This is a genomic window from Oleiphilus sp. HI0086, assembly GCF_001635225.1.
This window is the reverse complement of the sequence record NZ_LWFZ01000058.1, coordinates 1-16,465: the sequence shown is the minus strand read 5'-3', so window position 1 is coordinate 16,465 and position 16,465 is coordinate 1. Positions and strand designations below refer to the sequence as shown.

Below are 16,465 nucleotides of genomic sequence, written 5' to 3'. Positions count from 1 at the left end.
TAATGCCACCGATAGAAGTGCTAAGTAACTTACTTCACTTTACCATTTACAATTTTTGAACAAGTGCCTTCTGGAACATATACCCATTCCTCAGGGTCACCGTCTTTAGCAGCTTGGCCAGCACAACTATGCTTTGAGGTACCACAGTCATTCATACCGGCTTTAGCAATACCCTGACATTTTTCAAAACCAGGCTTGCCTGCTAGTGCGTCAGTTGACGCAGCCATAACACCCATTGCGACCATGCTTGCGATTGCTGATTTGCTTAAGATTTTTGCGTTATTCATTGTTTTAACCCTGTGTAATTCATCTAAAAAGTAACGGTTAACTAAAGTAGTTGCTCATTATTAATTCCCGAATTTTGTGATCGGGATATTGTTAAAGACCCAGGCCAATCTAAAAAGTTCAGAAATTAGCAAATTTATTTTAGTTGAAGTGGAATTTTGTTCTAGTTATTAGACATTAAATGGAGGTAATTTATCTTTTATATCAGACAATTACTTTGAAGCCATTCGCTCAATTCCACCTATAAATAAATTCCCTAGAAACTCAGCCTTCTCTTTAGCTGAGTACTCATCATCACTGACAGAAAAAATGTCAATGCTCGAAGCGATCATTGCAGACGTCATCATCGATACAGGGAACTTAGGCGCCATTCCCACCTCAACAGCAAGCTGCATATCACGAGACAAGTCGTCAATAATCTCGGTAAGCTCTTCTTTTTCTGATAGCACCTGCTTAAACACTGGGGCATTTTTTGAAATCATCAGCTGCATTTTGGGGTACTGAGAGATCAGTTTACTGTAAGCGAGAAAAGCACCTTTGATAAAGCCTTCCAAAGTTGTTGCACTTTGACGCGCCTGGCTCAAAGTCGTGCGCACTTTCATTAAAAAGCCAGTGAGCAGCTCAGAAAAGATCGTGTCTTTATCACCGCAGTGATTATAAAAAGTACCTACAGACAGGCCACTTTCGCTGACAATATCATTGATAGTTGCTCGCTCATAACCAACCGTCGAAAACACTTCAAGCCCAGCCTCTAGAATGGCCTTGCGGTTATTTATTTTTTTTTGTTCTCTCCGCCCCAGTTTCAGGCTCATAATATTGTCTCTTCATTCATATTGCTTATTAAGGAGCATACACCCCTATTTTTTCGTAGCCCATGCCTTTTAAGTGACTGGCATGCAGCTGACTCATCGTACCTTTTTCACAGTAAAGCAGATACTGCTGATCAGCTTCAAGTTGATCCAATTTGGACATCAGTTCATAAAACGCAATGTTCTTGATTTCATTATTCGTCAAAACAAGCGGACTTTTTTCAACTTCGTCCGGGTGGCGGATATCGATAATCACATCATCAACCTCAGGCACATTCACCAAATCAACTTCAGCGATGGTTTGGATTCTTGACATCACTTCATCGATTTTAGTGCTCACCCGCTGTTCTACTGCGCGCTCGAGTACTTCAAAGTCAAAGTTATCTTCTTCTTCCAGAATTCGTTCCATCTTGGCACGAGTTGTTGGGCGATCGGAGATCACACCACAATATTCCGGCATATTCTTGGCAAATTCTTCTGTACCGATTTTTGCTGACAAAGAGATAATATCTTGTTTATCCATGGTAATAAGCGGGCGTAATACCAAGGTATCGGTGACTTTATTAATCACACTCATGTTTGCCAAGGTCTGACTGGATACCTGCGCAACGCTATCCCCCATAACCAGGGCCTCGATGCCCATCTGATCCGCAACCTTTTCTGCTGCCCGCAACATCATACGTTTGAGGATAACGCCCATTTGCGAGTGATGTACATTCTTTAGTATCTCAGCAACCACCTCTTCAAAAGGCACAGCAACAAATTTCACGCGATGTGAAACGCCGTATTTCTCCCATAAATATAAAGCGACCTGTTTAACACCAATCTCATGCGCGGCTCCGCCCAGATTGAAAAAGCAGAAATGCGTCTTCAAGCCTCTTTTCATGGTTAAGTAGCTGGCAACTGTCGAATCAAAACCACCAGACATGAGTGACAACACGTCGTCCTGTGCACCTATCGGATAACCGCCCAGGCCTTCATAGCGTTGTTCGATTATATAAAGATCCGAGTCCCGGACTTCCAGCATGACCGTCACTTCAGGATTATGTAGATCTACACCCGCAGTCTCTCCTGCTCGCAGTAAACCGCCCCCTACATAACGTTCTAACTCATGGGAGGTAAAAGAGTGCTGACCGGCACGCTTAATACGCACAACAAAGCGCTTGCCTTTAAGCTCCTCGCCCAGAGCACGATGAGTATGCTCTACAATTTCGTCAAAGTTGTCATCGATATTATCAATCTGATAGCGCTGCACTCGAAGAATATTTGCAATACCCGGAATACGCTGAAGGGTAGCCGCTAGGTTCTCAGCTTTTTCTTGAGAATCGTCATTCAGGTTAACTTCGATCTTATCCCAAAAACCCTGAACCTTGACGTCTTCAAACTCTTTCTTTAACACAGCACTGATATTTTGCCGAAGCTGTTTTACCAAGCGCTGCCTGACTGGCTTGCTCTTAATGGTAATTTCTGGAAACAGTTTGACGACAAATTTCATATAAATCTCACAACAAATCAGGTTTAAGGCATTCTAAAAACGAGACTTATTCTAACCTGATTTTGTTCAATCACTAAGCAAAAATGCACACAGAGGAGTAGATGAGAACAATCTATGAATATAAAGCAGAAAAATGCTAGCTATGAAGGAGGGGAAAGAACTTGTAGGCACCTTAGGAACTACCCTACCCGATGAGTATGGTTTCCCAGCTACCTACAAGTTAACTAAATGGCCTGAGGAACAAACAAGACTATTTTAAAGAAGCGTAGTAAGCCGCTAAATTATCAATATCAGCGTCACTCAATGCAGCTGCCTGGCCCTGCATGATTGCCGCCATACCACCGTTACGCTGCTTGGTTTTATAAGCTTTCAGTGAGCTCACCAAATAAGCTTCGTTTTGTCCTGCCAAATTAGGGTAAGTTGGAATAGCTGCAATACCGGCAGCACCATGACAGGCTGCACATACTGCTGATTTAGCTTTACCCGCAGCAGCATCACCTGCTACAACACTTCCACTTACTGCAAGTGAACCCGCTACCAAAACCGATGTAACTAGCTTTCTCATCATTATTTCTCTCTCTATTTTTACCAAGGTTTTACCTTAATCCGACAATCCATCGTATTATCAGCGTAATGCACATAGCTTAGCTCAAGGGACAATATTTGTCATGAGACTTCAGCGGCACAACAGCATCTTATTACATAGCACGAAGCTATCTCTACCCGGTTTCCGGCTTACTTGACCTGAGTCAACTGGTATTGCTATCAAGTACGTTATATTGAACCTATAGCGTCAAGTATTAGTCTTGATCGCTCGTTTTAATCAAGTGTGGTAACTTGTTATGCCTCGGTTTTCCGGGGCTTTTTTTTGCCTAAGCATTCACCATCCTGGGCCAATACAGCCAAATAATGTCACAAATTTGCAATAGCTTTTAAGTAATTTATATACAAAGCAAAATCTTAGCTAGACTTATATTTTAAGACGGCCCTGAAAACCTACGTTGGCTTCCAGGGCCTCTCTATCACTTTCCAAGAATGATAATAATGAGTGAGACAACTCGGGACACAGAATGAATCCAATTGAAAATATCGCTTTAATCGCTCACGATAATCGTAAAAGCGACCTTGTTGCTTGGCTAAACCAGCATATCGAAGCTTTAAGTAGCTGCCAGTTCACTACGACAGGAACAAGCGGTAAGCTCATCGAAGAAAAAACAGGCCTAAGCGTGAACCGTGTTCAAAGCGGCCCTTTAGGTGGTGACCAGCAAATAGGCGCACTAATTGCTGACGGCAAAATTGATTTGCTGATCTTTTTTTGGGATCCACTCGAACCCATGTCTCATGACCCGGATATTAAAGCGCTACTCCGACTGGCAACGCTTTGGAATATTCCCGTCGCGTGTAACAAGAGCACCGCTGACTTTATCGTCCATTCTCCACTAATGAATAATTATCAGCGCGAAACACCCGATTTCAGTGATTATCAAAATCGACCAATAGTCACGAAATAATACTTTTGAGACTTCCTACCTTTCCGTAGAGGGCCTATTTCGGTTAGGATTCTTATCTCTAAAGATGCACGCCTAAATTATATAGGGCCCTGTATAACCTGCAGGTCCTTGTTCCAAGGGAACTATTAATCATTTTCTTAGGCTGCTCTACCTGACACACTCCAGATAGATAAGAGAAAGCAGTGAATAATATGATCTCCTCAAGCAAGCGCCGTCTGCCGATGACTTTGATAGTACTCAGCCTTTTAGCAATTTCTAACAGCTCTTTCGCTAGCCAGCTATCTCCACTTACTATGTGTGTATTTGACTTCGTGGGTCATGACGGCCCGGTACACAAGCGTATGAAGGAATTCAAAATCGATGCAACACGCTGGGGCGTAGACCTTTCTTTCAAAGTTTATACAGATGACCGTGTTGCCTCTGAAGAGTTCAAGAACGGTGTTTGTGATATGTTGAACCTGCCAGGTATTCGCGCACGAGAATATAATGACTTTACTGGTTCTATCAATGCTGTCGGCGCGATCCCCACATACAAACACTTAGGTATGATCATTAAAACCTTGAGTAGCCCAAAAGCTGGAAAGCTTATGCGCAAGGGCGAATACGAAGTTATCGGCATATCGCCAATCGGTGCCATTTTTCTATTCGTAAAAGACAGAGATATTAGCGTACCTTCAGATTTGGCTGGCAAGAAAGTAACAGTGCTCGACAATGCACCTGAAACAGGCTACCTGGCTGAGAAGATCGGCTTAACCCCCGTGTCCTCAAGTATTATGAATGCTTTGCAGAAGTTTAATAACCATGCTGTAGATATTACGGGTGCGCCTGGTCTGGCTTATGAGCCTATGGAAATGTATAAAGGCCTTGAACCAAATGGTGGCATCATTAACTGGCCCAGTCTCCAGGTGACTATGCAGCTAATCGTTCGCTGGAAAAAGATTCCTGATGGCTTTGCCCAGAAGACTCGCACATTACTGGCAAATAAATACCTTAGTGATATCAAATCAATTGAGCAGAGCGAGCAAACTATCCCCGAGAAATATTGGATCAATATTTCAGATCAAGCTAAGGATGAGTGGAATGAACTATTTCGTGAAAGCCGTTTAGCCTTGCGGGACAGAAATGTATACAACGCAAAAGCGTTAACCTTGTTCAGAAAAGTTCGCTGTAAAGTCGACCCCAACTTGGCTGAGTGTACTTCTAAAGATAAGGAATAATTTCATTTGGGGTGACGGTCTCCGTTCGGAAATGCATTAGCTGCCACCCCAGTTTCATAATCGTAAAATAACAAAAACGATTCTTATGGACGTAGCAAGCCGCTGGCTCAAGCGCTGTCTATCGCTGACTGTTCTGATACTTTTACTCGGCACGGTAACAGCAGGTACCAGCGAAAACATTAATGCACAAATGCTCAAACTAGGAATTTATCTGTGGGATGACTACTTCATTCTACGTGGAGAAGAGCCTAAGCCTGAATGCAACCCAAAGCCTGATATAGAGCTGCAACTGGATGAACTTGAGCGCGAATTCAATGCCGAGAACCAGGACTTTGAGCTGCTCGCTGACGAGTTTAACCGCGATGCTGCACGTAGCTCTCTACTAAAGCAAGTTAAGGTCTGCCAAAGTAAACACCAAGCGGCACAAACCTACCTGGCGCAAACAGACATTTGGGTTAGAGCCTTCGCGAGCATCGAAGCTTCCTTCGCTCAAATCAGCTTATTTTCAATTAACCAGCAAAAATCCATGCTGATCATCCTGCTACTCCTATGTGCCACCTACGCAACCTGGCGCAATGAGCATATTGCCTTCAGAGGCATTCGAAACAAGCATGAACACTACTTTTCTTATGCTGCGCAAACACTCGCGGCACTGAGCTTGTTTTATTCCAGCTATCGATTTTATAAGGACGCAGAAGACGCTGGAGCAAGCCTTAGTTCACCCGAACTCCTTGCTACGCTTATTGTCGGTAGCGCCGTGCTAAGTCTAGTGAGTTTCATCAAGCTTTTTAAAACCCGGCACCTAAGTAAACAAAACACTTCTCCCTTTAGAATGGTGCTTACAGTTCCCATTCAAACCTGGATGCTTCTGGCAGCTGCGTATCATTTTTTTGTCAACGAAGAGCATGCTCCTGGCATCAGCATGTACTTTACTCAGATATTCCAACTGACTAATCTACATCTGACGATCGCTCTCTATATATGGGTCGGAATGCTGCTTAAAGAGACCTTGCTTGGCGCGAAGCTTTTTGATGTCTTTAAACCCTGGAACTTTCCCCCTGAAATACTGGCCTGCATCGCCATCGCATTAATGGCTGTACCAACTGCTTATACAGGGGCCTCAGGTATTATCATTATTGCCATGGGTGCTGTGGTTTATCAGGAGTTGAGGCGTGTTGGTACTCGGCGTCAGCTTGCACTGGCGGTCACCGCAATGACCGGAAGCTCAGGCGTTGTATTAAGGCCCTGCCTGTTGGTAATCGGTATTGCCATTCTCAACAAAGAAGTCTTGAGTGATGATTTGTTTTATTGGGGAAGCCGGGTTTTCATGCTAACGCTTGCAGTGTTTTTTATGTTTGCCATGCTGACTCGACGTGGGCCTTTAAGCATCGCACCTTTTAGCGAAGCATTTCAGCCTTCTATTACAAAGTTTCGAGCACTGCTTCCTTATATCATCATTATTGCGCTCAGCATGTTGATTTACGCCGTATTGTTGAATGCCTATCTTGATGAATTTTCAGCCCCGATTATCCTCCCCGTTATTATGTTCGCCTTTATTATTTATGAACGTAAGTTCAGCCGGGACTTTGAGCAGCAAAATAAGACCTTGAATGTTAGCCCCAATATCGTATCGGCGTTTAACAATGCTATTGGCAATTCTTCGGTGCAAATTGGCGCGCTACTGATGCTAATGGCTTGCTCTTTTACGATTGGCGGCATTCTAGAACGGAGCGGTAGTGGTTTATCCATACCCGAAGGCTTTGAGTCAGTTTATCTAACCATGCTGGTTTTAGTCTTGTTTCTGGTTTTTGTGGGCATGGTGATGGACCCTTTTGGTGCTCTGATTTTGGTCTCAGGGCTTGTCGCACCGCTAGCTTATGAGCATGGAATTAACCCTATACATTTTTGGATGACCTGCCTGGTAGCGTTTGAGTTGGGTTACCTGAGCCCACCGGTCTCTTTGAACCATTTGTTAACACGGCAAGTGGTTGGTAGTCAGGAGGTTGATTTGGCACTAAGTGAAGGCGATAGTTTTTACTATCGCCATGAGCGTATCTTGTTACCGCTAATGGTGATGTCGACCACCTTATTATTAGTCGCCTTTACGCCGTTTATGTTTTACTAAACAGGCTATTTATTGCTTAACTTCAGCGTTAACAATTAGCTCACCTGATTTGGCAAACTGTAAGTGCAGCTGGAAAGTATCACCTTCCTTCAAGCTTGCCTTTAAGCCCATTAGCATCAGATGGTAACCACCTGGTGCAAGCTTTAAAGGCTGTCCCTTCAACAGCGCAATCTCTTCAACATGATCCATAGACATCACCCCATTAGACATTGAGGAAAGGTGTAACTCAACCATGGATGCCTGAGGGCTTGAAGCTGAAACCAGCGTATCGTCGATGGAACTGGTTAGGGTCATATACGCTGCAGTGGTTTTAACCATCGGCGGCAATAAGCGCACCCACTCACCTTCAACGCTTATTTCTGCACGGGCATGACCGGCAATCAATAATACCGCCATCACCGCAATTTTAAAAAAGTTCATCATCAACTCCTATTACCTTAGCTCGCTTGCAAAGACCTGCACATTACAACCAACCTTGCACGTTTTCATTTATTAAACTTGCCAGCACCTTGATATGCGCCTCACTGGCATTTAAGGCCGGAATATATTCATAGCGTTCGCCACCACCTTCAAGAAAATAGTCCCTGTTTTCTACGCCAATTTCTTCGATAGTTTCCAAACAATCTGCAGAAAAACCCGGACAAATTACCTGCACAAAGCGTGTCCCCTGCTTCGCGAGGGATTTTAGCGTTTCATCAGTATACGGCTGCAGCCACTCTGCAGCGCCAAAGCGTGATTGGAAAACGGTCATATACTGATCACCATTTAATTCAAGCGCCTCAGCAATCAACTGACTGGTTTCATTACACTGGGTATAGTAAGGGTCGCCTTTATCATGACTAAATTTAGGCAAACCATGATAAGACAAAAGCAGCTTTTCGGCTTGTCCGTGCAGTTTCCAATGTTCACGAATACTCTCGACAATCGCGTCAATATAGGGTGGGTAATTATGGTAGCTAGCCACGAAACGCAAGCTTGGTATCTGGCGGCGGGAAACATAATCTTTAGCGACTGCATCAAATGTTGAGCCACCTGTGGCACTGGCATACTGGGGATATAAAGGAAGCACTAAAAGCTTATCGCATTGTTGTGACGCCAGTTGGTCAAGTCGGCTGGCAATAGAAGGCTCACCATACCGCATGGCATAATCGAACAATATGGATGGCTTCTCTGCGCCTGAATTAACAGCCTGTCGCAAGGCTGTAAGCTGATCTTCAGTATGATATTTAAGCGGAGAACCGCGCTCAGCCCATACCGTCTGATAGGCATGAGCCGACTTCTTGGGCCGCACTCTAAGAATGATACCATGCAGGATAAACATCCAAATTAGCCGTGGAATTTCGACAACGCGGGGATCAGATAAAAATTCTGACAAATAGTGCCTCAAAGCCTTCGCTGTTGGCGCCTCTGGCGTACCTAAGTTAGTGATTAATACACCAACTTTCCCTTCGCTAGAAGGATAAACTTTTCCCGCTTTTAAACCCATAAATCAATTTTCCAAACGTTATGCTATTAAGCGCGCCCATAAATAGCCTAAGTACTCATGCCACGCTGCATCGGTTTTTGCCAGGTTTCGTGACTTTGGTATCCAGCTTCGCCAGCCTAAGCAATTCACTTCACATGACCTGAAATTTGTTGGCGAAGCAAGCAATGACTTAGTCTCGCCTTGCTGCAAAGTGATTTCTTTCTTAAACAAATAGACAGAACGGGGCATATGCATTGCTGACGTCACTAACGCAAATTTGGCACCGTTTATAAATTTAACCCAATGCCTGGCCTCTTCTGCCGTATCCTTTACCTCTTCAGCCAAATAAATATCGCTCTCGGGTACTCCAAGGGCTATCGCCACTCGTGATGCCGCTTTAGCATGAGATTCAATATCATCCCCATGATAGCCAGAAAGTAATAACTTTGACCCGGGATTTGCTCTGTAAATCATCAAGCCTTCAGTCAACCGACTTAATGAGGTTCCGCTCAATAGACTGCTTAAAGGTCGCTCATTCGCTGTTGAATGCCCGCCACCTAACACTAAAACAAAATCTACGGGCTGGCCTTGGTAGGCGGGATACTGTGACTCAAGAGGCCTGATCAAAGCATCCGTCACCGGTGAAAGGCTCAAAATAAATAAAGCAGTAATACTGAATAAACTGAGTATTCTGCCTAGCTTTACATAACGCTTTCGATAGAAAAAACCTGCTAACAGTAAACCGATCAAGATAAGCGGTACCGACATTAACGACATACCTAGCAGCTTTTTTAGGCCGAACAAGATATCCATCAGTTTGCGCTAACAACCTCAAAGTCTGCAAGAATATAAAGTTCACCTGAAGCGTCCAACACTTTCACCTGCCAAGCACCCAGCATATGTTTATCAATAAACTTACTTGAGTAGGACTTCTGTTTAGCAACATTTACCGGGATCCTCACCTTTGCCTGCCTTACCCCCTCACGATACCAGTGATGATAGAGTGTAGCGCCTCGCAAGCCATGCATCTCAGTATGCAGGATGACTTTGATCAGCCCGGATTCAGGCATTACGACACGATGCTGCAAGGGTTCTCCTGGAACATCATTCTTAATACTTAGGCTCAGCACAGCTTCTTTTATGGCGCTATTTATAATCAGGACAGAAGCTGGGCTCGCCTCGGAAATTTTGACTGCAGGCTGAGCGTTAACGCTTTCATCGCTGTCTGTCTCAAGAGGCTTAGCTTCAGGTGCCGGGGCTTTAATTTCTTTAGGCTCTTCAACAACTTTGGGTGTACTCACAAGCTGCGCTAGTTCCTCTGGCTTTAACTCTCCCAAAGGTGGCACCGTTACTTCGGGCTTTGGTGAAGCCTGCTTTACAGAGTCAGGATCGTCTGTTTTTTCTATGACCGCTATCTTCGGCTCCTTGATACTGCTATCTAGTGGTGTCTCAGCCTCATCAAAATCAAGTGCATCATCCTTGTTGGCAGTGGATAAACTGATAAGCAACACCAGCACGACTAACACAAGCAAGCCAAACCCTACGATGCGGTCCCAGCGAACAAAACTCTCTTCATAATGGCTATAGTCTTCACGCTGCTCGGGCAAAGGTCCGAGTGCTATCTTTCTTTTTGAGCTCATTTGTTTTTCTCTATGGCCGTGCGCCTGCCTGAACAAGCATTAAATCAATATCAAAGAAGCCCTTTCGTCGAGCAATTTTCAGAGCAGTATCACCGTCATCATCCTGATAATTCAGGTCCGCTCCAACAGCTATTAGCTGCTGGGAAATCAACATATTGTTATCTTCTACAACATGCATAAGCACCGAACGCCCCAAAGGGTATGCGTCAACTTGAGCACCGGCATTAATGAGTATTTTTAGCGTCGTTAGGTGGCCCTTTATCGCTGCTTTTGCTAAAGCTGTATAACCCTCTTTATCTCGATGATCCAATGATACACCTCTTACAATAAGCATTTTCACGATCTGATCAAAGCCCTGATCTGCCGCTTCAATCAACGCACTAGAGTCGCCCAATGAAAACCCTTCCTGCCACTGACTCCCTGCCGTCAACAAGATACGACTTATCGACGCATGTCCATTACTGAGAGCCAAGGAAAATGCCGTTCCTTCGGGTGCCATAGCATTCAATTTACCACCTTGAGAAAATGCCTTTTTTAAAGCACTGCTATCACCCCGTTCGGCAGCAAGCATCATTGGCGTTTTAGCAGGAACCTTTTGAGGACTGAGGTCCAGACGGCTTAGAATTGCTTCCGTTTGCTCATCATTTCCGGAAATAACACTACACGATGCTATCAACATCCCTGCAATGAATAGTATCATTAAGCGATAGTACATATAGTCAGTTCTTAGTTGTTGAGTTGAGAGAGAGTCTTAAGTTAACTCTACGCTACACCAAGGCGCCATTGTCATGTAATTTGAAGCCCCAGTAAAGCACTGCCTGGCAATCACTTTATTTGTATCAATTACCACCAAAATAAGTCACCGCTAACAAGTATTCACTGCATGCATCCAAGCCAAGATATCACCCTGACCCCCGAGCAAATTAAGGTTGTAGAATCACCCCTTGCTCATTATGTGGTCACTGCTGTCGCAGGCAGCGGTAAAACAACGACCCTAGCTCATCGGATAGTATATCTATTGAGCCAGGGCCATGATGCACGGCGAATTCTCATCCTAATGTTCAACAAAGCAGCAAAGACCGACTTTGCCGCCAAACTAAGACGGATCGGTAACCACCATAGCCGCCTTCCCGAGGTGCGAACCTTTCATGCGATGGGTTATCGGCTATACCAACGTTTTATTCAAGAAGGGCAACTGCGACCATTTAATAAACAAATCCTCAGTGATAAGGAGATCGACTTTCATATCTGGCGAATGCTAAATCAAATACTTGATTCCGAAGCCCTTAAAGATGCCAAACGTAATAAGAAAGATTACGTTGAAGCAGGCCACCAGTTTATCGAATCCGTTAAAAATGGCCTGCTGTCACCTCAACAAACCCTCTATGATCTTGATTTGAGCGATAAGTTCGGCTTTCTTCCTCAATTGTTTGATGTCTTCGAAAGCTGGCGAAAACACAACGCCAGAATCAGCTACACGGATATGCTTTACGATACCGTGATCGCTATTCAGCAAAATCCCTCTTTAGAAAAGCTTGTTAGCAACAAGATGGATATTGTGCTGGTCGATGAATACCAGGACACCAACGACCTTCAGCACGCACTGTTAAGCTATATCGCAGGGGACCGCGCCAAAGTGACCGTCGTTGGCGACCCTGATCAGACGATATACGAGTTCCGCGGCGCAAAACCCGAATACATCATTAACGGCTTTTCCCAACAGTTTCCAGGGACGCAGAAGCTCAATTTGAGCTACTCATTCCGCTATGGGCATTGCGTTTCTTTATTAGCGAACCACCTGATTTCCCACAACTCAGGGCGACAAGCACTGCTTTGCAAATCACATGAGTCAAACCCCTCTACCCGGGTAGAAGTACACAAGTCTAAAGATGACCCCAAGACAGTGATTGATATCCTCTCAGGCACCCCTTCTCAGGATTTGTCTCAGTATGCAATTCTCACGCGAGTTTGGAGTCAGACGGTGGGCATTGAGCTCGCGTTGTTAGAAGCCGGCATCAATTACCATATGGATGGCTACCCCGGTGTATTCCACTCCAATGAAGCGCAAAGTATTTGCGCACTGTTGGAGTTGGCATGTGGACACTTTAAAACCATGTCTACTGAGCAACGGGCTTTGAAACTGGACCTTCTGTTTCATTTTCCACATGTGGGTTTACCCGACACACAGATCAAGGCCTTTTGTCATACACTTGCTCAGCATGACAGCAATTGGGGACAATTGACCAAGGAAGCCATACCTGAAGATATTAAGCGTATACAAGCTATAAAATTAGAACGGCTGGCAAGAGCACTGAATGCGCTAGAGAACAAACCGCAGCCCTTAGCCGCGACCTTTGCAAGCTATTTTAATGAAACTGAATTATATGAAGGGATTCGTTCTCTTAGCCTGAGCCACGATCATGCAGAGGAAAAAGTCGCCTCAATTCAGGGAATTGCCCGCTTTCTAGCTCAACACAAGCTTAGCCTCGAAGATACGCTCAAGCTTTTTATTAAGCTACAACAAGACTCCGAGCAACATAACCATAAGACTAAAAAAACCGATACGGTCCAGCTATCGACCATTCATCGCGCAAAAGGCCTCGAGTGGAAACAAGTCATTATTCCCGGTCTCAACAACAAAACCCTGCCCTATACCTACAAAGATGAAATGCTAAGCAAAGCCTTGCTCGAAAGTGAAAGGCGTCTGTTATACGTCGCAATGACGCGTGCCAAAGAATGCTTACACCTCCTTATTCCTGAAGATGTTTCGAACAGCAAAGCTCAAATTTCACGTTTCCAGCATGAGCTTAATATCCCGCAAAGCACAGCGTTGGGAAGTGCTCTGGATAGTAAGCAAATAGAAGTCGCATTAGGCAAACCAAGTCGTATTACGAGGCAATATGCAGAAGAGTTACGGTGCACCTTGGTCGCTAGTGATATGGCTTCAGAAAATACTTCAACGAGCAGTGCAATATGGTTCGCAAATACGGTTAAGCATGTAGTACTTGGCTTAGGTTGGGTAAAAGAAGAGTCAGGAAATGCTTTTTCAGTCGAATTCGAAGATAAAGAGCTACGCACATTCAGTAAAGAAACAGCAGATCGCTTCTTTACTGTATTGGACTAGGCTTTCAAGCGCCTAATCGCTATTTGGTAGCGCCCTGATACCGCCCATTTCATCAATGGCCACATAGATAAAAACAGCTTCGGTAATCTTACGGGTTTGACTACCTCGTGTATCGGTTCCGAAAACCTCTACTCGAATTTTCATCGAACTACGCCCGGTATCCATTAGCTCGGTATAGCAACTTACTTGGTCACCGATAGAAACTGGCGATAAAAACTCTACTCTTTCAATCGCAACAGTCGCTGAGCGGCCTTTAGATATCTGGCTCGCTGCGGTCGCTGCGGCCAAATCCATCTGTTCCATTAACCAGCCAGCGTAAATGTCACCATGTACATTGGTATTACGAGGCATCGCAATGACTTGCAAAGTCAGACGACCCGAAGGCCCCAAACCCGATTCAGATGAATTCATTTGATCTCTTTCCTTTAATAAAGCGGCTTGCTTTCAGTATAGCCAAGATCGGAAAAGTGCCAGTGAAAATCATACACATGTGACCAAAACTTGAACTGGCCCCGAATATTTCATTTTTTGTCATAAAAATTGGTCAATGCCGAAGCGACTTTCTTAGATTTAGCTATCTAAGCAATACAACAACTCCCCGCTAAGCCCCGTAGATATGGGATCTAACAGTTTTTTTACATTCTTATGACACTTATGTGACAAACAAGACGGAGCTGTCACATAACTGTAACATTGCATCTTTATAGTGGCCTCATCAAGAAAGTAAGCAAACAAATTTTTCGGCAATTAAGCCACTTAGGAGCACTCAAGATGATAAAGAAAATAGTTAGTATCTTAGCCCTCAGTACATTAGGTGCTGTGAGCACTGCACACGCAGATGTTGATCCAAACCTTCCTAAATACGAGAAAGCCAGTGGCGTTTCAGGCAACCTTTCAAGTGTTGGTTCTGATACCTTGGCAAACCTGATGACACTTTGGGCCGAAGACTTTAAGCGTAACTACCCAAATGTAAACATTCAGATTCAAGCAGCGGGTTCTTCAACTGCGCCTCCAGCTTTGACTGAAGGTACCTCAAACATTGGCCCAATGAGCCGTATGATGAAAGACAAAGAGCGCGGCGCATTCGAAAAGCGTCACGGTTATGCGCCAACAGCCGTTCCAGTTGCAATCGATGCATTAGCAGTATTCGTAAACAAAGATAACCCAATCAAAGGTTTGACTATTCCTCAGATCGACGCGGTTTTTTCATCTACTCGTAAGTGTGGCTTCGACAAAGAAGTAAAAACTTGGGGTGACTTGGGTGTGACGGGTAACTTGGCTGGCCAAACTGTTCAGCTTTTCGGTCGTAACTCTGTATCAGGTACTTACGGTTACTTCAAAAAGAAAGCACTATGTAAAGGTGACTTCAAGAACAACGTAAATGAGCAGCCAGGTTCAGCATCAGTTGTTCAGGGCGTATCTGAGTCTATCAACGGTATCGGTTACTCAGGTATCGGTTACAAGACTGCATCTGTTCGCGCACTACCACTTAGCAAAAAAGCAAGCCAGCCATTTGTTGAAGCGACTTCAGCAAACGCGGTAACAGGCAAATATCCACTATCTCGCTTCCTATATGTTTACATCAATAAAGCGCCTAACAAAGACTTGTCTCCACTTGAAGCAGAGTTTGTTAAGTCAGTATTGTCTCAGCAAGGTCAGGAAGTTGTGGTAAAAGACGGTTACGTTCCACTACCTTCAAAAGTTGCTGAAAAGAGCTTGAAGGAACTTGGCCTACTGTAAATAACACAGGCTACTTCCGTCAGGGATGACGGTTACAAATTGTAATATAATAAAAAATCTTCTCACCATTCTATGATGAGGAGATTTTTACTTTATAATACGCGCACTTTTTACACGCTAAATCTTATTCGCAAAGATAATCTGGACATGACGACTATGAATAAAGCTGCTGTATCTGAGCCACCTAAGCTCGACTTTGATAGCCCTAAACTCGTACGCTACCGTAAGATTAGGAAGATCAAAGACCAGGTTGCAAGCACCTCTATTGGCATGGGAGGAGGCAGTGTCATCTTGGCGATCACGCTGATTTTCTTCTATCTGCTTTATGAAGTTATGCCATTGTTCGAGTCGGCTGAAATTGAGGCCGTCAGTGAATACCAAGTTCCAGCAGCAGACTCAGGCACAACGCTATACTACGCCATGGAAGAGCAAGCTGAAAAAGCCCTTCGTGTGACGGATCAGGGCAATATTATCTTCTTCAATACGCAAGACGGCAGCGTTGTCAGTAATCAGCGCCTACCCATCCCTGAAGGCGTTAGTGTCACAAGCGTCAGTGCTGCAGAGCCCGCCAGTCGCACTATTTTGGCAGGTTTGAGTAATGGCCAAATTATTATCGTTAAGCACAGCTACAAGATCACCTATCCAAACGATAAGCGCCTTATTACGCCTTATATCGAGTTTCCCTTTGGCGAAGAGCCAATGGATATGGACGAATCAGGGCACCCAATTACATTTGTCTCATTATCATTAACTGAAGACGCCATTTTGATCGTTGGCGCGAATGATCAAAGTGAACTGTTCTCAACTCGCTTCTCAAAAGAAGAAAACTTCATGACCGGTGAGGTAATGCTTGAAGCAGAGCCTGTTAGCATGCCGACATTGAATAGTGAACCAAAGTTCGTCATCGCTGAACCCGGTATGCGCTGGGTTTTTGTAGCATCGGAAAAAGACATCAACATCTTCGACCTGGCCGATAACGAACAGGCGACCATTAACGGCACCGTTCATTTGCCCGAGAACAGAGACATTATCGGCATGGAACTTTTACTTGGCG

15 protein-coding genes and 1 pseudogene are annotated in these 16,465 nt (G+C 44.5%); 6 read left to right on the top strand and 10 right to left on the bottom strand.

The features are described 5' to 3' along the window. Positions 1-29: 29 nt before the first annotated feature. The 4 genes from A3756_RS00950 to A3756_RS00935 all read right to left on the bottom strand — a co-directional run bounded on the left by A3756_RS00950 (position 30) and on the right by A3756_RS00935 (position 3,157). Entirely contained in the window at positions 30-287 is a 258-nt protein-coding gene (locus tag A3756_RS00950; protein WP_068515949.1) for a DUF2282 domain-containing protein, read from the bottom strand. Positions 288-497: 210 nt separating this feature from the next. Continuing rightward, positions 498-1,097 (bottom strand): TetR/AcrR family transcriptional regulator, encoded by a 600-nt coding sequence (locus A3756_RS00945; RefSeq protein ID WP_068515953.1) that lies wholly within the window; start codon positions 1,095-1,097, stop codon positions 498-500. A gap of 28 nt (positions 1,098-1,125) precedes the next feature. Further along, a complete protein-coding gene (gene thiI, locus A3756_RS00940) occupies positions 1,126-2,589 on the bottom strand; it encodes a tRNA uracil 4-sulfurtransferase ThiI (protein ID WP_068515956.1) in 1,464 nt (487 codons plus the stop codon). Between the two features lie 250 nt (positions 2,590-2,839). Beyond that, positions 2,840-3,157, bottom strand: a complete 318-nt coding sequence (locus A3756_RS00935; RefSeq protein ID WP_197470243.1) for a cytochrome c — start codon at positions 3,155-3,157, stop codon at positions 2,840-2,842. A gap of 502 nt (positions 3,158-3,659) precedes the next feature. Between A3756_RS00935 and A3756_RS00930 the strand changes: the two genes are divergently transcribed. From A3756_RS00930 to A3756_RS00920, 3 genes are all read left to right on the top strand, one after another. After that, entirely contained in the window at positions 3,660-4,100 is a 441-nt protein-coding gene (locus A3756_RS00930; protein WP_068515959.1) for a methylglyoxal synthase, read from the top strand. A 191-nt stretch (positions 4,101-4,291) separates the two neighbouring features. Next, the gene (locus A3756_RS00925) at positions 4,292-5,317 is read left to right on the top strand and encodes a putative solute-binding protein (RefSeq protein WP_068515961.1); all 1,026 of its coding nucleotides are present in this window, start codon (positions 4,292-4,294) and stop codon (positions 5,315-5,317) included. A gap of 85 nt (positions 5,318-5,402) precedes the next feature. Continuing rightward, positions 5,403-7,442 carry a TRAP transporter large permease subunit gene (locus A3756_RS00920; RefSeq protein ID WP_068515966.1) on the top strand — a complete coding sequence of 680 codons (2,040 nt, stop codon included), beginning with the start codon at positions 5,403-5,405 and terminating at the stop codon, positions 7,440-7,442. Positions 7,443-7,451: 9 nt separating this feature from the next. On the opposite strand, the gene A3756_RS00915 is transcribed toward A3756_RS00920, so the two are convergent. Genes A3756_RS00915 through A3756_RS00895 form a run of 5 tightly spaced genes read right to left on the bottom strand, consistent with a single transcriptional unit; the run spans position 7,452 to position 11,262 of the window. Then, on the bottom strand, positions 7,452-7,865 hold the full coding sequence (locus A3756_RS00915) for a copper chaperone PCu(A)C (RefSeq protein ID WP_068515970.1): 414 nt from the start codon (positions 7,863-7,865) through the stop codon (positions 7,452-7,454). A 40-nt stretch (positions 7,866-7,905) separates the two neighbouring features. Next, complete coding sequence (gene hemH / locus A3756_RS00910; RefSeq protein ID WP_068515972.1) at positions 7,906-8,928, bottom strand: ferrochelatase; 1,023 nt, start codon at positions 8,926-8,928, stop codon at positions 7,906-7,908. An 18-nt stretch (positions 8,929-8,946) separates the two neighbouring features. Beyond that, positions 8,947-9,720, bottom strand: coding sequence for an ElyC/SanA/YdcF family protein (locus tag A3756_RS00905; RefSeq protein ID WP_082865018.1), 774 nt, complete (start codon positions 9,718-9,720; stop codon positions 8,947-8,949). After that, positions 9,720-10,547, bottom strand: coding sequence for a DUF2914 domain-containing protein (locus tag A3756_RS00900; protein WP_068509595.1), 828 nt, complete (start codon positions 10,545-10,547; stop codon positions 9,720-9,722). The genes A3756_RS00905 and A3756_RS00900 overlap by 1 nt, the downstream gene beginning before the upstream one ends. Positions 10,548-10,557: 10 nt before the next feature. Further along, positions 10,558-11,262: an ankyrin repeat domain-containing protein gene (locus A3756_RS00895; RefSeq protein ID WP_068515975.1), complete on the bottom strand. Its 705-nt coding sequence runs from the start codon at positions 11,260-11,262 to the stop codon at positions 10,558-10,560. Between the two features lie 168 nt (positions 11,263-11,430). On the opposite strand from A3756_RS00895, the gene A3756_RS00890 reads away from it, so the two are divergent. Then, on the top strand, positions 11,431-13,671 hold the full coding sequence (locus A3756_RS00890) for an ATP-dependent helicase (RefSeq protein WP_068514409.1): 2,241 nt from the start codon (positions 11,431-11,433) through the stop codon (positions 13,669-13,671). A 12-nt stretch (positions 13,672-13,683) separates the two neighbouring features. Here A3756_RS00890 and A3756_RS00885 read toward each other — a convergent pair whose 3' ends face one another. Further along, positions 13,684-14,082: an acyl-CoA thioesterase gene (locus tag A3756_RS00885; protein WP_068514412.1), complete on the bottom strand. Its 399-nt coding sequence runs from the start codon at positions 14,080-14,082 to the stop codon at positions 13,684-13,686. Positions 14,083-14,442: 360 nt separating this feature from the next. Here A3756_RS00885 and A3756_RS00880 point away from each other — a divergent pair, with 360 nt between their 5' ends. Both A3756_RS00880 and A3756_RS00875 read left to right on the top strand, forming a co-directional pair. Next, a complete protein-coding gene (locus tag A3756_RS00880; RefSeq protein ID WP_068514415.1) occupies positions 14,443-15,411 on the top strand; it encodes a PstS family phosphate ABC transporter substrate-binding protein in 969 nt (322 codons plus the stop codon). Positions 15,412-15,567: 156 nt separating this feature from the next. Beyond that, positions 15,568-16,465: pseudogene (locus tag A3756_RS00875) on the top strand (phosphate ABC transporter permease); the annotation flags it as partial.